At 44.9% G+C, this 21,875-nt stretch carries 23 protein-coding genes, 1 riboswitch and 1 other annotated feature; of the genes, 5 read left to right on the top strand and 18 right to left on the bottom strand.

Annotated elements, in window-relative coordinates; genetic code table 11:
• Positions 1 to 17: 17 nt before the first annotated feature.
• On the top strand, positions 18 to 290 hold the full coding sequence (locus tag FZD51_RS12825; protein ID WP_148975136.1) for a YqhV family protein: 273 nt from the start codon (positions 18 to 20) through the stop codon (positions 288 to 290).
• Between the two features lie 365 nt (positions 291 to 655).
• Here FZD51_RS12825 and FZD51_RS12820 read toward each other — a convergent pair whose 3' ends face one another.
• Positions 656 to 1,996 (bottom strand): S8 family peptidase, encoded by a 1,341-nt coding sequence (locus tag FZD51_RS12820; protein ID WP_148975135.1) that lies wholly within the window; start codon positions 1,994 to 1,996, stop codon positions 656 to 658.
• Between the two features lie 166 nt (positions 1,997 to 2,162).
• Here FZD51_RS12820 and FZD51_RS12815 point away from each other — a divergent pair, with 166 nt between their 5' ends.
• Positions 2,163 to 2,738: a YkoP family protein gene (locus FZD51_RS12815; RefSeq protein WP_148975134.1), complete on the top strand. Its 576-nt coding sequence runs from the start codon at positions 2,163 to 2,165 to the stop codon at positions 2,736 to 2,738.
• An 83-nt stretch (positions 2,739 to 2,821) separates the two neighbouring features.
• Here the strand turns inward: FZD51_RS12815 and FZD51_RS12810 are convergent, their stop codons facing one another.
• The 6 genes from FZD51_RS12810 to FZD51_RS12785 form a co-directional block, all read right to left on the bottom strand.
• Complete coding sequence (locus tag FZD51_RS12810) at positions 2,822 to 3,778, bottom strand: cation diffusion facilitator family transporter (RefSeq protein WP_148975133.1); 957 nt, start codon at positions 3,776 to 3,778, stop codon at positions 2,822 to 2,824.
• A gap of 87 nt (positions 3,779 to 3,865) precedes the next feature.
• Positions 3,866 to 4,969 carry a Ger(x)C family spore germination protein gene (locus tag FZD51_RS12805; RefSeq protein ID WP_187445740.1) on the bottom strand — a complete coding sequence of 368 codons (1,104 nt, stop codon included), beginning with the start codon at positions 4,967 to 4,969 and terminating at the stop codon, positions 3,866 to 3,868.
• Positions 4,966 to 6,060: a GerAB/ArcD/ProY family transporter gene (locus FZD51_RS12800; protein WP_148975131.1), complete on the bottom strand. Its 1,095-nt coding sequence runs from the start codon at positions 6,058 to 6,060 to the stop codon at positions 4,966 to 4,968. Before FZD51_RS12800 ends, FZD51_RS12805 begins: the two co-directional genes overlap by 4 nt.
• Positions 6,038 to 7,552, bottom strand: coding sequence for a spore germination protein (locus tag FZD51_RS12795; protein WP_148975130.1), 1,515 nt, complete (start codon positions 7,550 to 7,552; stop codon positions 6,038 to 6,040). Before FZD51_RS12795 ends, FZD51_RS12800 begins: the two co-directional genes overlap by 23 nt.
• A gap of 123 nt (positions 7,553 to 7,675) precedes the next feature.
• Entirely contained in the window at positions 7,676 to 8,851 is a 1,176-nt protein-coding gene (locus tag FZD51_RS12790) for an acyl-CoA dehydrogenase family protein (protein WP_148975129.1), read from the bottom strand.
• A 447-nt stretch (positions 8,852 to 9,298) separates the two neighbouring features.
• Positions 9,299 to 9,577, bottom strand: coding sequence for a late competence development ComFB family protein (locus FZD51_RS12785; protein WP_318246879.1), 279 nt, complete (start codon positions 9,575 to 9,577; stop codon positions 9,299 to 9,301).
• 138 nt (positions 9,578 to 9,715) lie between these two features.
• On the opposite strand from FZD51_RS12785, the gene FZD51_RS12780 reads away from it, so the two are divergent.
• Both FZD51_RS12780 and FZD51_RS12775 read left to right on the top strand, forming a co-directional pair.
• Positions 9,716 to 10,051 carry a YqzG/YhdC family protein gene (locus FZD51_RS12780; protein ID WP_262380904.1) on the top strand — a complete coding sequence of 112 codons (336 nt, stop codon included), beginning with the start codon at positions 9,716 to 9,718 and terminating at the stop codon, positions 10,049 to 10,051.
• A 178-nt stretch (positions 10,052 to 10,229) separates the two neighbouring features.
• Positions 10,230 to 10,523 (top strand): ArsR/SmtB family transcription factor, encoded by a 294-nt coding sequence (locus FZD51_RS12775; protein ID WP_187445763.1) that lies wholly within the window; start codon positions 10,230 to 10,232, stop codon positions 10,521 to 10,523.
• Here FZD51_RS12775 and FZD51_RS12770 read toward each other — a convergent pair.
• From FZD51_RS12770 to FZD51_RS12755, 4 genes are all read right to left on the bottom strand, one after another.
• Positions 10,520 to 11,437 (bottom strand): cation diffusion facilitator family transporter, encoded by a 918-nt coding sequence (locus tag FZD51_RS12770; protein ID WP_148975127.1) that lies wholly within the window; start codon positions 11,435 to 11,437, stop codon positions 10,520 to 10,522. The genes FZD51_RS12775 and FZD51_RS12770 overlap by 4 nt on opposite strands.
• A 209-nt stretch (positions 11,438 to 11,646) precedes the next feature.
• Entirely contained in the window at positions 11,647 to 12,375 is a 729-nt protein-coding gene (locus tag FZD51_RS12765) for a polymer-forming cytoskeletal protein (RefSeq protein WP_148975126.1), read from the bottom strand.
• A gap of 98 nt (positions 12,376 to 12,473) precedes the next feature.
• Complete coding sequence (locus FZD51_RS26185) at positions 12,474 to 12,818, bottom strand: hypothetical protein (protein WP_187445739.1); 345 nt, start codon at positions 12,816 to 12,818, stop codon at positions 12,474 to 12,476.
• A 105-nt stretch (positions 12,819 to 12,923) separates the two neighbouring features.
• A complete protein-coding gene (locus tag FZD51_RS12755; RefSeq protein ID WP_148975125.1) occupies positions 12,924 to 13,772 on the bottom strand; it encodes an STAS domain-containing protein in 849 nt (282 codons plus the stop codon).
• A 215-nt stretch (positions 13,773 to 13,987) separates the two neighbouring features.
• Positions 13,988 to 14,239, top strand: a binding site (T-box leader).
• Between the two features lie 76 nt (positions 14,240 to 14,315).
• On the opposite strand from FZD51_RS12755, the gene metG reads away from it, so the two are divergent.
• Positions 14,316 to 15,965, top strand: coding sequence for a methionine--tRNA ligase (gene metG, locus FZD51_RS12750; protein WP_148975124.1), 1,650 nt, complete (start codon positions 14,316 to 14,318; stop codon positions 15,963 to 15,965).
• 46 nt (positions 15,966 to 16,011) lie between these two features.
• Here the strand turns inward: metG and FZD51_RS12745 are convergent, their stop codons facing one another.
• From FZD51_RS12745 to thiT, 7 genes are all read right to left on the bottom strand, one after another.
• Positions 16,012 to 16,485: an acyl-CoA thioesterase gene (locus tag FZD51_RS12745; protein WP_148975123.1), complete on the bottom strand. Its 474-nt coding sequence runs from the start codon at positions 16,483 to 16,485 to the stop codon at positions 16,012 to 16,014.
• 139 nt (positions 16,486 to 16,624) lie between these two features.
• Positions 16,625 to 16,814, bottom strand: a riboswitch (cobalamin riboswitch).
• A gap of 53 nt (positions 16,815 to 16,867) precedes the next feature.
• On the bottom strand, positions 16,868 to 17,131 hold the full coding sequence (locus tag FZD51_RS12740; RefSeq protein WP_148975122.1) for a hypothetical protein: 264 nt from the start codon (positions 17,129 to 17,131) through the stop codon (positions 16,868 to 16,870).
• A 98-nt stretch (positions 17,132 to 17,229) separates the two neighbouring features.
• Positions 17,230 to 18,303 (bottom strand): ABC transporter substrate-binding protein, encoded by a 1,074-nt coding sequence (locus tag FZD51_RS12735; RefSeq protein WP_148975121.1) that lies wholly within the window; start codon positions 18,301 to 18,303, stop codon positions 17,230 to 17,232.
• Complete coding sequence (locus tag FZD51_RS12730) at positions 18,300 to 19,103, bottom strand: ABC transporter permease (protein ID WP_148975120.1); 804 nt, start codon at positions 19,101 to 19,103, stop codon at positions 18,300 to 18,302. The genes FZD51_RS12735 and FZD51_RS12730 overlap by 4 nt, the downstream gene beginning before the upstream one ends.
• A 1-nt stretch (position 19,104) precedes the next feature.
• Entirely contained in the window at positions 19,105 to 19,908 is an 804-nt protein-coding gene (locus FZD51_RS12725) for an ABC transporter permease (protein ID WP_148975119.1), read from the bottom strand.
• Positions 19,898 to 21,004, bottom strand: coding sequence for an ABC transporter ATP-binding protein (locus tag FZD51_RS12720; protein ID WP_148975118.1), 1,107 nt, complete (start codon positions 21,002 to 21,004; stop codon positions 19,898 to 19,900). The genes FZD51_RS12725 and FZD51_RS12720 overlap by 11 nt, the downstream gene beginning before the upstream one ends.
• A gap of 219 nt (positions 21,005 to 21,223) precedes the next feature.
• Positions 21,224 to 21,826: an energy-coupled thiamine transporter ThiT gene (gene thiT / locus FZD51_RS12715; RefSeq protein ID WP_148975117.1), complete on the bottom strand. Its 603-nt coding sequence runs from the start codon at positions 21,824 to 21,826 to the stop codon at positions 21,224 to 21,226.
• Positions 21,827 to 21,875: the final 49 nt, after the last annotated feature.

Genomic DNA, 21,875 nt, shown 5'->3' with positions numbered 1-21,875 from the left:
GCTTTTGGGAGGTACTTATGTTTCAGCTTTTGGAAAAGACCATAATCATGATGGCTTCACTGAGGATTTTTTCGGGAAGCCTTGAAATTTTGGCTGCATTTCTGATCATCAAATACAATGATATTGAAAAAGCTCTAGTATTGAACAGCTCCCTCGCCCTCGTGGGCCCGCTCATCCTGATTGCAACAACCACCATAGGGCTCATTGGCCTTGCCGACAAGGTTTCATTTTCCAAGATGCTCTGGGTATTTGCCGGTGTCGGCTGCATTTTGTATGGAGTGAAGAGCTGAGTGCAGCCAAGGCTCCTTAAACTAAGCTTATATATAGATTGGGGGGCTTAATTAAAGCTTAGTCAGGTAATCATATTCCCTATCCCATAACTTTCAGTTGGAATGGTGCCGTTGATTTTTGTTCCAGGCACTTCGCTTTCTGCAGGGAGGCGCTTCTTTACCACAGGAGGCTGCGTGCCTTTCACTCAATCAGCCCGGTTTTAATAAGTTTTTGGTTTTTGATGATGCCCTTAAAGAGTTGCAAAGACTAAAAGCTTTTTTTATTTCAAGAAGCGGCTTCACTCTGGAGAAAAAGGTGCCCAATGAATGTTATCAACCGTGAAAAAGGACCTGCCCGCTCATTACCGCGGCCGGTCCTTTATTTATTATTCAGCAGCTGCTAGTGCGGCATTGATATCAATCAGGCCATTCCCGAAGTAGGCATCCCTGCCTTCTTCCCCAATGTCCCTCGCTGTACCTTTTATAATATTCATGACCTCTCTGTTTGACAGATCAGGATTGACTGAAAGAATGAGCCCTGCAAGTCCTGCGACATGCGGGCTTGCCATGGATGTGCCTGAAAGGGCTGCATACTGATTTTTAAAATAGGTGCTTGGAATATACACACCCGGTGCGGTCACATCAATATAATAACCATAATTAGAGAATTCAGCTTTTTCACCAGTATAGCTTACAGCAGACACACTGAGCACTTCCGGAAAGGCAGCCGGAAATGAAGGCTGTTCAGAGTTGTCATTCCCTGCTGCTGAAATGAGGACCGCTCCTTTGTCATAAGCATACCGGATCGCTTCCTCCAGGAAAGCAGACGGCTGGTAGTTGCCAAGGCTCAGGTTGATCACATCTGCCCCATGGTCCGCAGCCCAGATAATGCCCTTGGCGATATCGAATGTATAACCGTAGCCCTTGCTGCCCATTGCCTTAACCGGCATAATCCGATTATTCCAGGTAATGCCTGCAATTCCTTCCCCATTGTTCGTTTCAGAAGCTATGATGCCTGCAACGTGGGTGCCATGGCCATTGTCGTCGTCAAAATCGCTGCTGTTCTGCATGACATTATAGCCCTTCATCAGTCGTTTCCTGAGATCAGGATGATCCATATCCACCCCTGTATCGACAACGGCAATAATGATATCTTCGTCACCCTTTGAGATATCCCAGGCTTTCTCAATATCGATGGCAGGCAGATTCCATTGGTACTTTTCTCTATAAAGCTGGTCATTCGGAAGCTGAGTTTCATTTTGCATCAGAATGAAGTTAGGCTCTGCATAGGCTATATCAGGCCGTTCCCTGAAAAACTGCAGAAGATCTGCGGTTGTCATACTGTCAGACTGAAAAACAAATATGGAATCCATGTGCCGGAAAAATTCTGCATCAAGTCCGGCCGCCAGACTGTCAAGCTCATCATCGTCAGGAGGAGAGGAAAATTTAACAGTAGCTTCATGCTCTTTATAGTGGCTTTTATCCTTCGGGTTATGATGGATGATCTTCACATCGTCATCCCCGTTCAGGAGTGTTTTAATTCTTTCGCCCTGTTCTATTGCATTAATTCTCAGCAGGCGGCTTGAGCTTTGTTCTGAAGGTTGTGTACCGCCGGAGAGCTCCCCTTCATCTATCCTTTCCTGGTTGTTGCCCGGCAGCTGGAATAATAACATAACAGCCGCAAATAACGCTGCAGCACTGATGAGGGCTGTGATTGTTCTTTTCATTAAAGTGCACCTCGGGTTGTCAGTTTTCTTTTAGCGTGCTCATTAATGCTGCTAAACATGATGGTAAACATTCACATCGGACACAGCCTGAAGTTTGAATACAGGGAGTATACAAAAGCTTCTTTTATAAAAAGCTAACGATAAATCAACATCAAAGGAGACTGGAATGATCATTCGTATCTGGCTGATTTACTTATGGGATTTCCTTGATCCTGTCTATTATTGCTGTACAAGATTGTTTCATTTGAAACTGGAGGAAAAGTACAGCGTATTCCGGGTCAGAAAGACGAAATATAGAGGTCCCGATATCACCCTCTCAGACGGCTCCTCCCTCAAAAAGAATGATATTGTCATCAAAATCCATCTTCATAATTCGAGGCTTCTCAAGCAGCTTGTCCACATTAAAAGCCCTGTAACCAGAGGCAGAGCTTTAATCAGGATTGTCGGCGAATCCATGCCCTGCCTGGCCCTGCATCTTGAAAGGCATCCTGACAGCGACTTAATCAAGGGTGTCATAGGCATCACCATGATTAACAAGGGCTACCAGATTCTTGGCTTTGAACGTCACCCTTTGACACACAGGGGATATATTCTCCTTAAGCAGCTGATGCAGGCACCGATTTATTTTTTGTCCCAGCCAAAAGCTAAATGGAAGGACTTAAAGGATGCAGCTCCTGCGTATCTCGTCATCACAAAGCAGCAGCTCGCAGCAAGATATCTTCAGTCCCTTGTACAGCAATAATAGCGGGCTATTTTAGAACTTGCATTTACAGTTCAGCTGCATCGAAAAGGCACACTTCTTTTGGAAGTGTGCCTCATTATTATCTATTCTCTTTTCCAGGTGGTGATGTTATCAGTTTCAAGGATTCCCATCCTGACATCACCGACATCCGGATCTTTGAAGAGCTTATCCCGGACCCTGTAGATAATATCATCTGCTATTGCCAGGGAAAGGCCGGCTTTCAGCTCAATATAGCTTTCAATATGATACTTCCTTCCTTCCTGGAGGATGCGCATATCTTTAATATCAACCACGTCCGGATCTGAGAGGATGGTATTTGCCACCCGGTCTTCAATTTCCTTTGGTGCCGCGACACCGATTAGTCCAAGGGTATTTTCATAGCCAATTTTGACGGCAATTCCCACCAGCAGGAATCCAATCAGGATTGTCCCTACCCCATCCAGGAAATAGAAGCCTGTCAAATGGGCAAGTATGATTGAAATAAGTGCCAGCAGAGCCCCGAATGTCGCGATGATATCTTCATAAAAGACAAGCCTTGTAGGCGGTGCAGCAAGACGGACATTCTTAAATGAAGTCGTAAATATGCTGAATCCCTTTGCCCCGCTTTTTGTTTCATGGGCAATCTCTTTCATTGCCTTCACAAGGACTCCCCCATCAGTCAGGATGGCAAGAATCATAATAATGATGTTCAGCCACAAATCAGAAGATTCATGGGGATGGACAATGAGATCCCATCCTTTATGAATGGTTTCGTATGCCATAATTGAAATCACGATAACTGCGATCAAAACGAATAAATTGACCACACGGCCAAATCCGCTTGGAAATCTTTTTGTTGCTTCTTTCTCGGATATGGCGCTTCCGAAGAAGACGAATCCCTGGTTCAATGCATCCGCAACCGAATGAAGGGTCGTAGCAAACATGGCACCGCTGCCGCTTATTGCTGCTGCGACTCCTTTGGCGATTGCTAAAGCCGTATTCCCTACAGCGGCAATCCCTGAAGACTTATTCCCTCTTTTTAAAAATGCAAGCAGTGACATCACCCTCTATCTTTGTAGTCTTTGTTTTAATATTTATTTACCATGATAGAGCGAAAACCAAACCTTTCAATAAAAGGCGGGCAATCATTAATTGATGATGCCATTACCCGAAATATGGATGCGGACTTCAGATTTCACATCCACCTTTTCATAATAATCACTTCCCTTTATGTTTCTCCATATATCCGGGTGAAAAGCAATTAATTCCCTTCCAACTCCAAGTAAGTCAGCTTTTTCCTCTTTAAGAATACCGAATATCTCCTTTGCATCAACAGACATTTTTTGCGAAATTTCCCCGGCAAGCTCTTCGGCAATCTTTTTTTCGTGCAGATGATCAAGGGGATATTCCTCAATATTAATGTCAATCGACAGATCTGCCTTGAATACTGCCCTGCCGTAGTTATAGGTAAAATGAAGATCTCTTTTGACTTTGTTGACAGCAAAAGTGACCGTTTCACCTTTTGACAGTTTATAAGCGAACCTGCATTCTTTGTTCATCCTGTCCATGAACAGGAGCAAAAGACTGCTTTGCTCAGGGGTTAAGACCTTTCCGGTAAATATCCTGTCATGAAACAGGGCACTCCCGCTGACTTCAATCTTTTTATTCTCATCATTATTTTTAATAAAAGGAACCATAAAGTCTTTGCCCTCGTCGAATAGGATAGTACAGATATTCTGCACTGTCAGCTCCTGTATTTCGGTGCTTTTTTCGCTGTTAAGAAGCAATTCATACAAAAACTCCCCCAGCAAGGGTTCATTTTTATGATTCTCCGCCAGCATAGCGCCTGCACTTCCGTCAGCTAATGCCACTTTAGCAATGATGGGCGTCCGCGGAATACGGTAGACGATGTCAAGTACAGTATAGATATCCCTTTTAGCCAGCTCTTCCCCAAGGATAAGCACTTTGCTCTTGGAAGGGTCAAATTCCCCCGCAAGTGATCGGTTGAGTGTCAGCCTTGTATCCCGAATATTCAAGCCTTCTCCCTTTGCAATTTCATTGGTAGCCTCCTGCTGGGGATTAGGAACCTTTGTTGTATTGCGGATAATTGAAGTAGTTTTGTATTTACCGTCCTCAGACAGATCAAAGGCGGAAATATAAACAAGGCGGGAATTTTTCAATAGCCTTTCGTCCCAGCAGCCGCCTAGAATCAGGACTATGATAAGCAGCCATGCCAGCTTAACGGTTCTCAAAGCCCCGCACCCCCTTTCTTTAAAAATGCTGCTGCGATATACATGGCTAAAGGAAGGGCAGAACTGAAAATAAGCCCGGCTAAGGACACCGCCCTGCCAAAGCCGGTTATGTCCATTTCCCCTTGCGGAATAAAGGTTAAGATGAAAATGATGCCTGTGGCAGCAAGGACGGCTCTTCTGTGCTTGATTTTGAGCAGCTTGGAGAGGCCCATTCCTGCCAGGTATGTATAGCTGATAATCGTTGTTGCAGCTGCCGTCATCCAAACGGTTATAAAGACGAGATCAAGCCTTTCTATGATCTTAAAGGTGATGGCTTTAAGCATGTAAAGGACAGGCTCCGGGATGAGTATGATCTCCTTCGGGCTGAACATGATAATGCTTGCCATAAACAGATATAAATAAAATACACTGATCACGATCTGGGCCCAAAATGCTCCCTTTATTGCCCCCTTCTTTTCCGGCTCCCTGACAAATGCCAGGAAAAATAGTGCCGTTTCTGCGCCGAGAAAACCATATACTGCTTCTTTTGCCCCCCTTAAAATCGGGAGAACTCCTTGTGAGGCAACTGGGAACATATACCGGTAATCAATTTCAGGCTCCTTAAAAATGAATAGAGAAAGGATGAAAAGAAAGATAATGAATATCGAAGTGAATGAAAACAGAGAGACGATGCTGCTAAAGGAGCCGCTGCAGGCGGAAACGGCTATGAACATCAGCAGAAGAATAAGAAGCCAGCGTGGTGTATCAAGCAAAACCCACCGGCCGATGATATCGGCAAAGTTCAGGTAAACCAGCAGAGCTGTAGATACAAAATAGCTTATATAGCCGAGATTGATCAGAGCCCCGCCCCATTTTCCAAACACCTTCCCTGAGAAATCATACAGTGTCTGATGGGGGAAACGCCTGCAAAGCAGCCAATAGAAATAAATCAATGAGAAAATAGCAGCGGCTGCCAGCATTAAAGATATCCAGCCGTCGTTTTTTGCAGCGGTATAAAGTGAATATGGCATGGACAGAATGCCTGCCCCTATTTGGGTCTGCAGCAGGAGGAAAAATAAATCCTGCTGGTCAATACGTGTCTTCACTTTCATTTCTCTTCCACCCCCTCGAGCTCCCCTGTTTAGTTAAAGAAGCTGCCATTGAATCCTTCGGCCTTTTCTTCATAAGCCATACAGGGACCCTCATGAATGTATCCTTCAGCTCCTTCAGCCTGAGTGGTGCAAAAGGACCGAAATACGGTACGCCGAATGATTTAAGCTGAGCTAGATGGATCACCAGCAAAAGCATACCGAACACAATGCCGATGAAGCCGAAAATGCTTGCCAGAAGCATATGCGGAAACCCGATAAACCGGAGGGTATTGCTCATTTCAATAGATGGAATGACAAAGGATGCAATTGCGGTCAAGGCCACTACTATGATCATGACATTGGAAACGAGGCCGGCTTCCACCACTGCTGTCCCAATAACAAGCCCTCCGACTATGCCAATGGTTTGTGCAATCGGCTGCGGCAGCCGTACTGCCGCTTCCCTCAGCAGTTCAAGGGCCAGCTGCATGAACATCGCTTCTATGACTGGAGGCACCGGGACAAAATTCAATGACGCCTGAAGTGTATATACAAGTTCAATTGGGACGATTTCATGATGGTAGGAAACAACCGCCACATAGAAAGCAGGCAATATCAGCGATAAGATAAATGAGATGAGCCGCAGAAACCGGAAAAAGGAGCCCAGGTACCAGCGGTTATTATAATCTTCCGGAGATTGAAAGAAAGCAAAAAATGTAACTGGCATGATCATCACAGAAGGGCTGCCATCCGTAATGAGCACAGCCCTTCCTTCCATCAAATGTGCAGCAGCTCTGTCCGGCCTTTCTGTATTCAAAATCTGTGGAAACGGAGAAAAAGGATGGTCCTCGATGCAATCCTGGATAAATCCTGGACTTTGAATGCTGTCCATAGTAATGCTGGCAAGCCTTTTTGTAATCTCGGTTATCAGTTTTCCGGAGGTGAGGTTTTCTATGTAAATAAGTGCAGAAGCGGTATTGGTGGCTTTGCCGATCGTTATATATTTTACTTTTAAATTGGGATTCTCAATGCGCTTCCTGATCAAAAGGAGGTTCTTGCCTATGTTCTCAATGAATCCTTCGTGAGAGCCCTGGATAATATGTTCATTGGCCGGGTCGGAAATTTCTCTGGAAAGGCTGGAAGCTGCAGAAAGAAGCACACCCTCGGAAGAATCATGCTCCATGGCAAAGCAATATCCTGTCAGGATACCTTTTAGTGCATCATTCAGGATAGAAGTGCGACGAACCTCCTGTGTTTGCGCCTGTTTCTCTATAAGATTTCCTGCTGATAGTAAAAGCGGCTTAATGATCCTTTCCTCAAGCCTGGCATCATCCACCATGCTGGAAAGAAAAAACAGGTGAAGAGTCCTTCCCTCTGCTTCAATGACCCTTTCCTTGAAATCATCAGAGCCTTCCATCTTCTTCCTGACATGATCAGCGGATACCAGCTCTTCAGGCATCTCTTCAGGCTGCCATTGATACTTTTTTTCAGTAGTGTTTTTCTTTTTGAAAGCCATTGTTTACACCCCGGTTATGCTCTTTCTTTCAGTGCTGGATGTTTTTATTATGCAGTTTTGCCGGTAATTTACTCGTGTACTTTTTCCTTAATAAAAAAAAGAATGGGAACTCCCATTCTTTTTTCAGTCAAGCCTTGATAAGGCTTTGCGGGCAAGCAGCGATATGGTCATATCATCCATTGGAGGATTATGAAGGCCTGCCCTGATATCCAGATAATATTGCTGCAGAGGATTTTGTTCAGAAAGGCTTCTTGCGCCAACGACCCGAATTGCAAGGTCAGCAACTGTTAATGCTGCATTTGTAACAGCCAGCTTAACAGCACCGAGAAGAGGCTGCATGGACGCTCTTTCATTTTCTGCGGCCCTGTCCCATCTGTCTGCCGCTGCATAAAGAAACTCTCTTGCCCGCATCAGTTCAAGCTCCATCTCCCCTATTTTCTGCTGGACAGAAGGGATATCGCTGATGGTCCCTTCAATGCTGTTTGGAGAATAACTTTTAGCAAAGCCTGCTGCATAATCCTGGGCTGCCTGAGCAATGCCGAGATATACCGCCGGAATATGGAGAAGCCAGCCACTCGCCTTTTTATCCTGTCCCAATGTTTCCGCAAGAAATGATTTTTCAATGGAAACCTCATCAAGCACAAGGTCATGGCTGCCGGTCCCTCTCATGCTGACACTGTCCCATGTCTCCTCGATTGACAAACCTTCTGTCTTTCTGGGAACAAGGAAATTCCCAGTTTTGTCTTCACTTGGAATAAAGGCGCTGACAATGAAATAATCCAGTGCAGGAGCCATCGTAGTAAAGGTCTTTCTTCCACTGATTACCCAGCTCTCATTCTTGAGCACTGCTTCAGTCTGTGGCCGGCCGCCCCGTGTCGGGCTGCCTGTCTGCCTTTCCGTTGCAGCACTATTTATCAGCTTCCCGTCCAGGATCTCACGGCAAAGAAAGGAAAAAAGTTCATCATCCCAATTCCTTTTCTCTCCCAGATTCTTCGTAATCCCCATATGCCATCCAATTGCAAGTGCAGTAGAACCATCTCCTTCTGCGAGCTTTTCCTGCAGCTTGATCATTTCCAGCAATGAGATATCCTTCCCGCCCCGGTCTGCCGGAACGGTAAGGGATGTGTAGCCGGACGCTTTCAGATCTAAAAAATTTTTATGGGGGAAGCTCCCTCTATTTTCCTGTGATCGGCTCCGCTCATTGAAGATGGCGGAAAGCTCTTTCATCAGTTCATATCTGTCTGCTTCACCCGCAGCTTTGATAAAGTCGCTCACATTACTCCTCCTTAACTTTTCCATTCAATTCACGTTACTACTATTATTAATCAGATGGGGTTAGTGTGCAATTAATGTGTATTAAAATTTGGGGCAAGATGTGCTGGGGCCCTCATTATGATATGAAATAAACAATAGTGGTCAAGGCGGTGACGGTTAATCCACTATATTGAAGAAAAATGAAAATAGTGGCTCCAGCCGGTTGCGCTGAGACCACTATCCTGAAGAAAAATGACAATAATGGCTCCAGCCGGAGGAGCTGGGACCACTATCCTGAAGAAAAATGACAATAGTGGCTCCAGCCGGAGGAGCTGGGACCACTATATTGAAGAAAAATGAAAATAGTGGCTTTAGCCGGTAGCGCTGGAACCACTATCCTGAAGAAAAATGAAATAGTGACTCCAGTAAGATGTGCAGGAATCAACCACAATTTATTTAAAAAGAAACTCGATACCTCCGCTTCACTTACTGCTAATGCTTCGGATATTTACTCACCACATGAATCGCATTGATAATTCTTTTATTGATCCATTTCCGATTTTCCTCTGTGTTCAGCTGTTCAAATACCATTTTCCTGCCTTCTTCTGTAGTTACATAATGGTTTGGCAGATTATTGAGGCTGATGGCGATAATATCGGCTCGGCACTTCATGCATTGGCAGAAGGTTTGATAATCCGGGCTCAGCATAAGGACTTTTACGAGTGCTGCGACAATTTCTTCCATAACATTAACGTATTCCGGTTGTTTCAATCAATCTCCCGCCTTTTACAAGATGTCTGGTGTAACGGTAATTAAGTAAATAACTAATAAGGGCATAGACTGCGCTCTTTTTTTCAATACTAATACACAATGATGGCAGGCTAACTAATTATAAAGGAAGTGAGCGGTTTGAAAAAGTCGATACTGATTATATTATTGTTAAGTTTCCCTGCTCTGCTTTCCCCTTCTGCTGCAAATATCCAGCATATTTCAGCTGCACAGCAGACGCCTGCATATGCCAAATGGGGAAAGCTTGCGATGACCAATACGAAAATAAAGTATCCTGGAGCAAGGATCCTTGATTATCTTCATGTAGGAAGAACTACCCAGGGATCAAACTGTACAGAGACTTTCAAGCTTTGGCTTTCCAGGGATAATCGGGAATTCGGTGTTTTTGTGCGTATAACGTTTGAAGAAAAAACGGAAAAAATCCGCGCAATTACCTATCAGGAGACGCCAAGATAGATAGGGGAAAAAATGCTGATAAGCATTAATTTATACCTATATGGGCCGAAAAGCAAGAAGCACGAAGAAAAAATCCGGGAAAAGTTCTCCGGGATTTTTCTTCGTGCATTTTTTCTTTATAATGATATAAAAGGAGGCTGAATCAATGGCAGAAGAAGAAAAGACACAGCCGCACATTATGCAGGAACTGGATGAAGAAACCTTATTCATTGTATCGCAGACATTTAAAGCTTTATCCGATCCGACCAGGCTCAGAATCCTGAACCTGCTTTTTCAAGGGGAGCATTCAGTGAACGAAATTGCTGAAAAACTTACTCTGCTTCAATCGACGGTTTCCCATCAGCTGCGGTTTTTAAAAAATCTCAGGCTGGTTAAATTCAGGCGTGAGGGCACTACCTTATATTATTCCCATGATGACGAACATGTGATGGGGATCCTCCTGCAAACCATCGAGCATGCCAGCCACCATTAATTGCATGTGCCATGCGCACTTGGGCAGCCTTTTTCATATCTTTCCACCTGGATGGTGCTATGGTCGATTCCGAACTGGTTATGAAGGGCAGCCTGTGCTTCTCTAAGGACTTCATCGTGACGGCCTTCCTCTGTGATAGCGATATGGCAGCTGAGCATCGGCACTCCTGATGTGATCGACCAGATATGGAGATCATGAATTTCTTTTACAGATATGATGCTTTCCAGAGAGCTGCGGATACTGGAGGCGTCAATCTGTTCAGGGGCTCCTTCCATCAATATATGGAAAGAATCCTTTGTAACTCTCCATCCGCTGATAATGATCAGGATGGCAACGATGACGCTTGCAATCGGATCTGCAATGCCCCAATTAAAGAAATAAATAAGCAAAGCTGCAGTGATGGCGCCTACAGAGCCCAGCATATCGCCAAGTACATGGAGAAAGGCGCTTCTTACATTCAAGTTTTCATCTTTGTCGCCCTTCATCAGTATCCAGGCTGCAATGATGTTGACAATAAGGCCGAGAACCGAGATAGCAAGCATGCCCATGCTTTGGACTGCAGGCGGATCCATAATCCTTTGGACGGCCTCATAAAAGATGTAAATGGAAATCGCGATCAGCGTCAGCCCATTCAATGCAGCTGCAATGATTTCAAATCTTTTAAAGCCATAAGATTTTGCGGAAGTCGCCTGCTTTTCTCCAAGCTTTATAGCAAAAAAGCTCAGTCCCAGGGCGGCAGCGTCGCTGAGCATATGGCCGGCATCTGATAAAAGAGCAAGGCTGTTTGTCAAGATGCCCCCTATCACTTCAACGACCATAAAAGAAGCAATGATGATAAATGAAAGAAAGAGCGCCCGTTTGTTGCTAGAATGGCCGTGAGAATGTCCGTGTCCATGATTATGATGATGTCCCATTTCATCCCCTCCTTATATGAGTATATGTACATATATTATGCTATAAGTATGAAGGATGTTCAAATATTTTCTGGAGCTTTCATTTATTTTCCCTGTTTTTTTCCGCGTTTAAACCGTTTTATCTTCTGTTTCAAAAACCAGCACTAATGAGCTAATAAAAAGACGCCCTATTCCAGGCGCCCAGTCAGCTGTAAATTCCAGATAATAGATTATATTTTCCTGCTCTCCAAAGCCGTACCGTTCCCCTCAAATTTGAGGGATCCTGTATACTCCACAGTATCAGCAATGGCATTTTCACCTATCACAATATGATTCCCCCTTACCATCTTCACATTCGTATTTTCGAGATGTATCTCTTCACCTTCTATCAAAGCTGCTTCAAGCCGGGAAGGAAAAAAAGATTGAAGCAGCCCTCTGAGCGGGTTGTCTTTCTTTTGCCTGATTAGAATGCTTCTTCCTCTCATCTCTTGAACTTTGCACTCGCCCATGATAAAAGACTTTATGCTCTCCGCGGCCAAATGGCTGCCGATTATAAATTGACCTTCTGATATGAATTCCTCTGTTTCCACACTGCCGCCTGCAGTAAGCCTGCCATTAACGATAATTTTTCTGGATGCGAGCTTTCCGCCGATTCTTCCTTTTCCATTTACCTTAATTTCGTCCGCAGCAGCCACATTACCGGAAAACCCTGCGCTGCCGTCGATAGACAGCGTTGCCCCTGAGAAGCTTCCGGCAATCGCTGCATTTCCATTGATTTTAGCTTTTTCAGAAGACAGTACGTCTCCGTCGAATTGTCCTGAACCATTGCAATCAAATATGCGGCATTCAATATTGCCATTGACGGTGCCTTTTCCGTTGATGCATACCTTATCATAGCTCCCGCCGTCCGAAGACCCAATCCCATTTATGGACAGCTTTCCTGCTCCTTGTAAAATCATTATGATCTCCTTTTAGAGTAGATTTTTGTATATCTTATCATAATGATCTGAATATTCCTTATAATATTTTAATATTTAGTGAAACATTTTCAGCTCTTTCATCGTATAGATGACGAGGTGATAGTAATGAGCAGGAATACAATTGTCTTTATAGCTGCTTTAACAGCTGAAGCGCTGGCCGCATGGGGAGTGGCAGCATATTTTTCTGTAAGGTTAATTGAAGTTCTTTTCTTCATTGGCGCGGCATTTGCTGCAGTTACTTTTATTTTTTCAACAAGCGGCGGTTCGCCCCAGAGGCACATCAACAGCATGGTGAGCGCCCAAACGGGTATCATCCAGAAAGATGAACCCTTCTTCTTTAGAAAAGGCCCGGTCTTTTTTGCATCACTCGTCCTTGCTGTCATCGGCTTGATCTTCTTCGTCCTTCTTATTGCAGGCATCATTCCGCCAGCCTTGAAAAGATTCAGAGCCTCCGGCGCGCCTGCCGGCTTGCCTCTTGCTCCAAAAAAAATGCACCTCAGGCTTAAAAGCAGGGGTGCATTTTCTATTCATTCAGCTTTCATGCTCAGCCCCATTTTCGCCAGGGCATTTTTCAATGTGCTATGTGTATTGATTTTGCTGAAGTCGATTCCAAGCTGGATAGATGTCATGGCAACTTCCGGACGGATGCCGGAAATAGTCGTTTTGATTCCAAGCAGGTCCAGTGTCTGCACGATATGATAGATTTGCTGTGCTACCATAGTATCAACAATCGGTACACCTGACAGATCGATAAACAAATAGGAAAGCTTTGCTTCTGTACACTGCAGGGGTACACTCTCTAGGATTGCTTTAGCTCTTTCTGTATCAATATCGCCGATCAAAGGCAGAACACCGAGGGATCCGATGATCGGAATGATAGGTGCGCCAAGCTGATGGATGAGATCCTGCTGTGCTCTCAGCCTGTTTCTTGTGATATTGTAATATTGTTCTGCAAATTTTTGTGCGAGTATGTCAAAAGCTGAATGAATGACCAGACTCCACTGGAGGATATCCTCCTTGTCAATCTCATCGTTCTTTTTCGCAAATTCTTCTACAAATTCCCAGTATGTATCTCTCACTTTGCTTAAAGCTGATATTACCTCATAGATCGGAGTATCGGTATCTGCCCTGCTTTCAGCAACTGTGCTCGCCCATTCCTGGACCAATTTTTCGAATAAAGACCGGTCATCCAAAAGAATGGTCGAAACGGTCTTATTAGTGAAGGCATTTTGCTCACGGAGCATTCTTTCAATCTTTATATCCGCTTCAGCTGAATAGATCGATCCTTTTCCTTTTGCCCTGGTGCTCAGCCATTTGTCAGTAATTCTTTGAGAATTATTGCTGAGATATTCAAATAACATTTGGTTTTTCTGCATAATCAGCCTTCCCTTTGTCTGGACTATTCTATACGAATATTATCATTATCTGCCTTTTGTATGATAAAGGTTTGCTTTTAAACAGTCAAATATTTGAAGGTAACACCTTGCTGTTATATTCTGACTTCTGCTCTTGCATTTTAAAATTCTGCTGGACATTCTTGCAGTTAGTGCATATAATAATTTTTAAATCATTGGCAGATATTAACTTTTATATTAAGGCATTGAAGAGAAAAAGTAGAGCAGATCCGTTTTTCCCAGAGAGCTTCGGCAGGTGAAAAGAAGCAAAAGCGGCTGTTTGAACAATGGTCTCCGAGCCCCGTCCCGAACACGTAATTCGTCAGTAGGCTGCGGCAAGTAGTGGTACTTGTTATCCAACCCACAGTATAAGGGCATCTTTATGCCCCGTACTTGCAGAGGCCGAAAGGCGAATAAAGGTGGTACCGCGGGCAAGCCCCGTCCTTTTCTATATATCTATAGAGAAGGACGGGGCTTTTTTGTTTTATATAAAAATCTGCCGATGAAAAAAGGAGGAGAAGTATAATGGCTATATTTATTGGCGGGGCATGGCCCTACGCAAACGGTTCCCTTCATCTCGGGCACATTTCAAGTCTGCTGCCCGGAGATATTCTTGCAAGATATTACAGAATGAAGGGCGAAGAAGTCCTGTATGTGTCCGGGAGCGACTGCAATGGAACACCCATAGCTATCAGGGCAAAAAATGAAGGCAAATCTGCAAAAGAAATAGCTGACCGCTATCACAGCGAATTCGCAGCGAGCTTTGAACAGCTGGGTTTTACTTACGATCTTTATACAAGGACAGATGCCCTGCATCATCATCAGACTGTCCAGGAGGTATTTCTGTCACTCTTGGAAAATGGTCATCTTTTTCCAAGAACGATTGAACAATCTTATTGCCGGACATGTGTCCAGTTTCTGCCTGACAGGTACGTAGAGGGAATCTGCCCTTCCTGCGGCAGCCATGCACGGGGTGATCAATGCGATGCCTGCTCAGCCATACTTGAGCCGGCCGACCTTCTGGAAAAATCCTGTAAAATATGCGGGACACCGCCGGAAATGAAAGAAACTGAACATTATTATTTCAGGCTGAGCCATTTTCAGAGGCAGCTTGAAGAGCTGTCCGAGAAGGCACGCTCCCGCCATTTGTGGAGGGACAACAGCTGCAGCCTGACAAGAAGATATTTAACTGAGGGGCTGCAGGACCGGGCGGCAACTAGGGATTTGGATGTTGGGGTGCCAGTTCCTGTTGAAGGAATGGAGAAGAAAAAAATATATGTGTGGATTGAAGCGGTGATTGGCTATCTTTCTGCCAGCAGGGAATGGGCCCGCCAGCAGGGCAAGGACGGCAGCAGGTTCGGGGAAAGTGATGTTGTATCTTATTATGTGCATGGAAAAGACAATATCCCTTTCCATACCATTATCTGGCCGGCTATTCAAATGGGGATAGGGCTGCCTGGGGGATCAGCGCGGATGATTTCCAGCGAATATCTTACCCTTGAGAAAAAAAAGCTTTCAACAAGCAGGAACTATGCAGTCTGGGTCCCTGACATACTTGAAAGATATGAACCGGATTCTATCCGGTATTTCCTTGCTGTCAATGCTCCTGAGAACAGGGATGCTGACTTTTCCTGGCGGGAATTCATCTACAGCCATAACAGCGAGCTGCTTGGAGCATATGGCAATCTGGTCAACAGAACTTTTAAGTTTATCGAAAAATATTATGACAGCATGATACCGGAAGGAAAATTAAGTGAAGCTGTACAGGAGGATATTAAGCATTTATATAACAGTAGCGGAGAAAAGATCGAAGGCGCAAAGCTTAAAGAAGCGCTTGAGGAGATATTCGCCTTCGTACGCTCGGCCAATAAATATTTTGACAGTGAACAGCCCTGGAAAACGATTAAAAGCGATCCGCAAAAATGTGCAGATGCATTGCAGTCATGTGTGTACATCATCAAAAATCTGGCGAGGCTTCTGAACCCCTTCCTCCCTTTCTCCAGCAGGAAGATAAATAACATGCTGCAGGATAATACGCATACGCTGGAATGGAAAGAGGCTGGGGTTGCAGAGAAAAGACTCGGCACTATCGCCCCCCTTTTCAGCCGCATAGAAGAAGGAAGGATCTCAGAGGAGCTGGATAGGCTGGAAGCAGCCCTAAGAACTAGCTGCTGAAGATGTGCCATATTTCATGAATACAGATGTATCTGAAAGCCACCTCTTATCGTATAAGCATTCTGTTTCTCCTATGCTCCTTTCGTGCTCTTGCTGAAGCAAACAGCCTGATTTCTTCATCAGAATGAGGCAGCACCCGGGATACAGGGATGGGCCTGCCGTTTTCATCCACGGCAACCATGGTTAAAAACGATTCGGTCGTCAACGTTCTTTTTCCTGTTAAAAGATTGGCTGCATGCACTTTCACATAGACTTCCATGGAGGTTCTCCCTGTTGAGGCTACAAAGGCTTCAAGAGTAAGGGCGTCACCGACTGAAGCTGAAGACAGGAAATCCACAGAGTCGATCGAAGCTGTTACTACCATGCTGCCGGAATGCTTCATTGCAGTAATGGCAGCAATTTCGTCAATATAGGATAGCACTTTGCCTCCGAAAATCGTCTGAAGATGGTTTGTATCCGGCGGAAGAACTAGCCTGGTCTGTATGGTGCGGGAACGGTCTGCTGGATAAGCTTTTTCCATAGGTTTCACTCCTCAGGCTTATTGTCTGGAAAAAATAAAAGGCATCCTTCATAGAGGATGCCTGCACATTACAAAATTTAACAAATAATAAAACTTTGCCATATTAAAAGCGCATCACTCTCCTATCACCCGTAGGAAGGTTGTGTACTTCTTTATGGCAGGTCTCCTGGCTAAGCATCATAGACTCCTTCCGCCTTCCCGTCCGCTAAGGAACAGTGGCATCGAGGGAGGAGCCTCAGCATCACAGTGGCGGGACCGCGCCGGAATTCAACCGGCTTCCCTTTTAAGTTTGCAGCATGCTGCAAAGCACCATAAAGCATTTATTCAATTAAAGAAATCATATCATATCCTATCAATATCGGATATAGATTTCGGCTGAACATTAAAAGTGGGATATAATCTTTTCAAGATCAAGTATCAGGGCATTGATCTCCTCGGATGAGACGCGCAGCGGCATCTGGTCATTCAATGTGATGACCTGGCCTCCCTCTTCGTCCTTATGCCTGTAAAGATAGTCAAGAAGCTGGATGGCCTGATTCTTGGTCAAAATGGATTGAGTCTTGAAGTGTTTGATCATGCTGATGGAAAACTGTTCTGCCTGATCATCATATTCCCCTGAAACGATGTTTCCGCTGATATAATACATGACTAGCTCCTCCTGTTTTTAGGATTATGATCCCCTGACAGGACAGAATTCATGCCAGGATGCAGAAAAGCGGCCGGAGACTCCTCCAGCCGCTGCCATCATTTACTGTGCATTTTGAATTCCAAAAACAGTTCATTATAATGTGCGAGCATTTTTTTCCCAAGGTTCTCGTACACTTCCAGCTTTTCGGTCATTTCCGGGTCGGGATAAAAGCGTTTGTCACTGACAATTTCCTCCGGCAGGTAATTCAGCGCCTCTTTATTTGGCGTCGAATAGCCTACATATTCGGTATTCTGGGCAGCCACTTCCGGATCAAGCATGAAGTTCATGAACTGGTGGGCAGCATCCACGTTTTTCGCCGTTTTTGGAATGACCATATTATCAAACCACAGGTTCGTCCCTTCCTCCGGCAGTACATACTCAATATTGTCCTTTTTCCACATCAGCTCTGATGCAGTCCCTGACCAGACAACACCGATGGCTGCTTCATCGTTTTCAAGCAGCATCCGGATTTCGTCACCAACGATGGCTTTGATATTCGGAGTAAGGGTATCAAGCTTTTCCTTCGCTTCCCTCAGATGCTTCTTATTTTGATCATTAAGGGAATAATTGAGGGAATTCAAGCCCATTCCGATGACTTCCCTTGCACCATCGATAAGAAGGATCTGATTCCGCAGATCTTCATCCCATAGATCATTCCAGCTGGTGATTTCTTTGTCGCCGAGCAGATCTGTGTTATAGGCTATGCCGACCGTCCCCCAGAAATAAGGGATAGAGTATTCATTTTTTGGATCGAATGCCAGGTCCATGAACCTCGGGTCGATATATTGCAAGTTTGGAATTTTTGAATGATCCACCGGCAAAAGCAGATCTTCTTCTTTCATTTTTTCAATTGCATATTCAGACGGAACGGCAATATCATAGGCTGTCCCTCCCTGTTCAATCTTGGTCATCATGGCTTCATTGCTGTCAAAGGTTTCATAGATTACCTTGATGCCTGTTTCTTGTTCAAAACGGTCCACGAGCTCTGCATCAATATAGTCTCCCCAGTTAAAGACGGTCAGCGTATTCCCGCTGGAATAGCCTTGTGAAGAATTTAGTTTAGAGACTCCATACAGCAGAAGTGCAGAAATGACGGCAATGACCAGCAGGGCTTTTCCGAGCTGTTTCATTTTTTGACCCCCATTCCATTCGGCTTCGCATTTTTCTGGGTGATGAAATAATAGCCGATCACGAGTATAAGTGTGAACAGGAACAGCAGCGTGGACAATGCATTGATGTTCAATGATACCCCGCGCCGGGCAAGTGAGTAGATTTCAACCGATAATGTGGTGAAACCATTCCCCGTTACAAAGAAAGTGACCGCAAAATCATCAAGTGAATAGGTCAGTGCCATGAAAAAGCCGGCAAAAATGCCTGGTGTTATATAAGGCAGAACGACCTTGGACAGGACATCGAAACGGCTTGCCCCAAGATCTCTTGCCGCATCCACAAGTGTAGGGCTCATTTCCTGGATTTTCGGCAGCACCATGATAACGACGATAGGTACACAGAAAGCGATGTGAGAGAGCAGGACAGATGTGAATCCGAGCTTGATCCCGATCATCGTAAACAAAATCAGGAAGGAAGCACCTATGATGACATCAGGGCTGACAATCAAAATATTGTTCAGAGATAAAAGTGTGCTCTTGACCTGCCGCTTTCTTACATAAAAAATGGCCAGTGCACCGGCCACTCCGATGATCGTTGATATGGCAGCCGACAGCAGGGCGATGATGATCGTGTTCAGCACGATGATCAATAGCCTGGCATCAGCAAAAAGCTCTTTATACCAGTCCAGCGTGAAGCCTTCAAAATGGGACATTGTCCCGCCGCTGTTGAAAGAATAAAACATGAGATAAAATATTGGCGCATAAAGAACAAAAAATACAAGGATCAGATAAAGTGATGACCATTTAGATAATTTCCCCATGCTATGCCCCCCTCCTGCGGTTTCCGGTCAGCAGCATGATGATCACCATCGTAAGGATCAGGAATACGGCAATGGTGGAGCCCATTCCCCAATCCTGTGTGACAAGGAAATGCTGTTCTATGGCAGTACCCAGTGTGATGACCCTGTTCCCTGCAATCAGGCGGGTAAGCATGAAGAGGGAAAGCGCAGGGATGAAAACAACCTGGCAGCCGGATTTAACGCCATCAAGCGTCAGCGGGAAAATGACCCGGGTAAAGGTTGTCCAAGAAGATGCCCCCAGATCATTGGATGCATCAATGAGCGACGAATTCAATTCATTCAGCGAATTGAAAATCGGCAATATCATGAATGGCAGGAAAATGTATACCGATACAAAAACAAAACTGAAATCGGTAAACAAAATCTGCCTTGAGCCTATTCCGATCACTTCAAGGAAGCTGTTGGCTGCCCCGTAAGTCCCGAAAATGCCGAGAAAGGCATAAGCCTTGAGCAGCAGATTGATCCAGGAAGGAATGATGATCATCAGAAGCCAGAGCTGCTTATGCCTGGTCTTTGTAAGCAGGTAGGCAGTCGGATAGGCAATCAGTAATGAAAAGGCTGTAATCAGGAACGCATACCAGAAAGAACTTAAAGTCATTTTCAGGTAAACGGGTGTGAAGAATTTCTGGTAGTTCCCGAATGTGAACTGCCCTTCTATATCAAAGAATGAATAATACAGCACCAAAAACAAAGGAGTTACGACAAATAAAACGATCCACAGCAAATAGGGGATCAGGTACAGGTTGCGTGTCTGATTAGTTCTCATGGCTTTCCTCTTGATAAGCCTCCAGCCTGCGGTCAAACTCTTCCTCAGATTCTCCCGGCCTCATGACATGGATGGCTTCCGGATCAAAATGAAGGCCTATTTCATCCCCTACTTTTGCCTTTCGTGTAGAATGGACAAGCCATTCATTTCCATCTTTATCAAAGCAGGAAATTTCATAATGGACGCCGCGGAAAAGCTGTGAATCTACACGGACCTGCAGTTTGCCCTGCTCGCTAGGCGTAATTTCCATATCCTCCGGCCTGATGACAACTTCGACCCTTTCATTCAGATCAAATCCGGCGTCGACACACTCAAATTTCCTGCCTGTAAATTCAACCTGATAATCGGTAAGCATGGTCCCCTCGACGATGTTGGACTCACCGATGAAATCGGCCACAAAACGGTTGACTGGCTCATCATAAATATCAGTAGGTGTTCCGCTCTGCTCGATCCGGCCTTTGTTCAGCACAAAGATTTCATCAGAAAGAGCAAGCGCCTCTTCCTGGTCATGGGTGACAAATATAAAGGTAATGCCAAGCCTTCTCTGAAGCTCACGCAGCTCGTACTGCATTTCTGTACGCAGCTTCAGATCCAGTGCGGAAAGGGGCTCATCCAGCAGGATGACTTCCGGTTTATTGACGATCGCCCTGGCAATCGCGACACGCTGCCTCTGTCCGCCTGACATTTCTTTGATTTCCCTCTGTTCATAGCCTTCCAGGTTAACGAACTTGAGCGCCTCTTTCACCTGCTCATTGATTTCCTGGTTTTTCATCTTTTTGATGCGCAATCCGAATGCCACGTTTTCAAACACATTCAAATGCGGGAAAAGTGCATAATCCTGGAAAACGGTATTGACCTGCCTCCTGTTGGCAGGCACTTTATTGATTTTTTGCCCATTGAAGAAAATAGATCCTTCTGTCGGCTCGATGAAACCTGCAATCAGGCGCAGGATCGTCGTTTTTCCGCAGCCTGAAGGTCCAAGGAGCGTATAGAACTTTCCCCTTTCTATATCAAAGCTGACGGCGTCCAGGACCGGACTGTCACTGTCGTATTGTTTTGTAACATCTTCAAAGCGGATTATAAACTTATCTGTCATTTCAATCTCCTTTACTATATTTATAGTCGACATATGATCTAGTTTGTTATGCCTCATAGGCCAGTTTATCACTTTAGTATAATAGCGTAACTTATTATATACCATAATTTGTCGAATGAAAGCATTTTTCAGCAATTCTCTTCAATTTCCCTTTCCAGAATAAAAAAGCGGTCCCATCCCGCTGATTCGCCGGATGAGACCGCTTTGTGCAGATGGATATCAGTTTGCCATTTTATGCTCTTCGGCTGCGGAATACCCCTGTTTCCGCTGTAACAGGCGCGGTGCTGCATAAAGGAGGAGCCACAACACGGCTGTACATAAGACAGCTGACCCGAGCATCGTTATCCCATTAATCATGAGGGAATATACAAAAGGAGACATCCCTTCGGGTGCATAGCTTCCAAAGAAAATCATGCCTGCAAGAAAGTGCCAGAAATATCTGCCCGCACTGCCAAGGAAAATGGCTGCTGCTGCCCATCCAAGCGCCTTACCCTTCTTATCTTCAGCCAGGCTCTTTTGGACGGCAGCAGCTAAGAATCCGGCACAGCCGATAAAGGCAAAAGCAACGAAATATTCAATGAAAGTCTGCAGGGGCGTCACTATCCAGGCGTCGCCCATGACGATCTGGAGAATCCCCCACAAGAATCCGGAAATGAAGCCCGCTTTCCAGCCCCATCGCAATGAAAGAATGAAGATGGGCACCATTGCAATGGAAATGGATATTGCCGGCGTCAGTTTAATAGAAGGAAGCAAATCAAGAATGACAGCAAAAGCCGCAAAAAAAGATGCTTCAATCAAGGCAACCAGCCCTAATTTTTTCATAAAAAAATTCTCCCCTTTTGTCCGAGTTAACGCAAACCTCAAGGGAGAA

Origin of the sequence: Bacillus infantis, from assembly GCF_008180445.1 — a bacterium.
In the GTDB taxonomy this organism is placed as follows: Bacteria; Bacillota; Bacilli; order Bacillales; family Cytobacillaceae; genus Bacillus_AB; species Bacillus_AB infantis_B.
This window is presented reverse-complemented; position numbering and strand designations above follow the sequence as displayed.

Excerpts from the sequence above, each read along its gene's own strand:
- FZD51_RS12765 (WP_148975126.1), bottom strand. The coding sequence starts at position 12,375 with ATGATTTTACAAGGAGCAGGAAAGCTGTCCATAAATGGGATTGGGTCT.
- FZD51_RS12745 (WP_148975123.1), bottom strand. The coding sequence starts at position 16,485 with ATGGAAAAAGCTTATCCAGCAGACCGTTCCCGCACCATACAGACCAGG.
- FZD51_RS12730 (WP_148975120.1), bottom strand. The coding sequence starts at position 19,103 with ATGGGGAAATTATCTAAATGGTCATCACTTTATCTGATCCTTGTATTT.
- FZD51_RS12810 (WP_148975133.1), bottom strand. The coding sequence starts at position 3,778 with ATGTCACTGCTTGCATTTTTAAAAAGAGGGAATAAGTCTTCAGGGATT.
- FZD51_RS26185 (WP_187445739.1), bottom strand. The coding sequence starts at position 12,818 with ATGATGCCTGCAATAAGAAGGACGAAGAAGATCAAGCCGATGACAGCA.
- FZD51_RS12825 (WP_148975136.1), top strand. The coding sequence starts at position 18 with ATGTTTCAGCTTTTGGAAAAGACCATAATCATGATGGCTTCACTGAGG.
- FZD51_RS12755 (WP_148975125.1), bottom strand. The coding sequence starts at position 13,772 with ATGCAGAAAAACCAAATGTTATTTGAATATCTCAGCAATAATTCTCAA.
- FZD51_RS12795 (WP_148975130.1), bottom strand. The coding sequence starts at position 7,552 with ATGGCTTTCAAAAAGAAAAACACTACTGAAAAAAAGTATCAATGGCAG.
- FZD51_RS12800 (WP_148975131.1), bottom strand. The coding sequence starts at position 6,060 with ATGAAAGTGAAGACACGTATTGACCAGCAGGATTTATTTTTCCTCCTG.
- metG (WP_148975124.1), top strand. The coding sequence starts at position 14,316 with ATGGCTATATTTATTGGCGGGGCATGGCCCTACGCAAACGGTTCCCTT.
- FZD51_RS12790 (WP_148975129.1), bottom strand. The coding sequence starts at position 8,851 with ATGGAAAAGTTAAGGAGGAGTAATGTGAGCGACTTTATCAAAGCTGCG.
- thiT (WP_148975117.1), bottom strand. The coding sequence starts at position 21,826 with ATGAAAAAATTAGGGCTGGTTGCCTTGATTGAAGCATCTTTTTTTGCG.
- FZD51_RS12720 (WP_148975118.1), bottom strand. The coding sequence starts at position 21,004 with ATGACAGATAAGTTTATAATCCGCTTTGAAGATGTTACAAAACAATAC.
- FZD51_RS12725 (WP_148975119.1), bottom strand. The coding sequence starts at position 19,908 with ATGAGAACTAATCAGACACGCAACCTGTACCTGATCCCCTATTTGCTG.
- FZD51_RS12775 (WP_187445763.1), top strand. The coding sequence starts at position 10,230 with ATGCAGGAACTGGATGAAGAAACCTTATTCATTGTATCGCAGACATTT.
- FZD51_RS12815 (WP_148975134.1), top strand. The coding sequence starts at position 2,163 with ATGATCATTCGTATCTGGCTGATTTACTTATGGGATTTCCTTGATCCT.
- FZD51_RS12770 (WP_148975127.1), bottom strand. The coding sequence starts at position 11,437 with ATGGGACATCATCATAATCATGGACACGGACATTCTCACGGCCATTCT.
- FZD51_RS12740 (WP_148975122.1), bottom strand. The coding sequence starts at position 17,131 with ATGTATTATATCAGCGGAAACATCGTTTCAGGGGAATATGATGATCAG.
- FZD51_RS12735 (WP_148975121.1), bottom strand. The coding sequence starts at position 18,303 with ATGAAACAGCTCGGAAAAGCCCTGCTGGTCATTGCCGTCATTTCTGCA.
- FZD51_RS12820 (WP_148975135.1), bottom strand. The coding sequence starts at position 1,996 with ATGAAAAGAACAATCACAGCCCTCATCAGTGCTGCAGCGTTATTTGCG.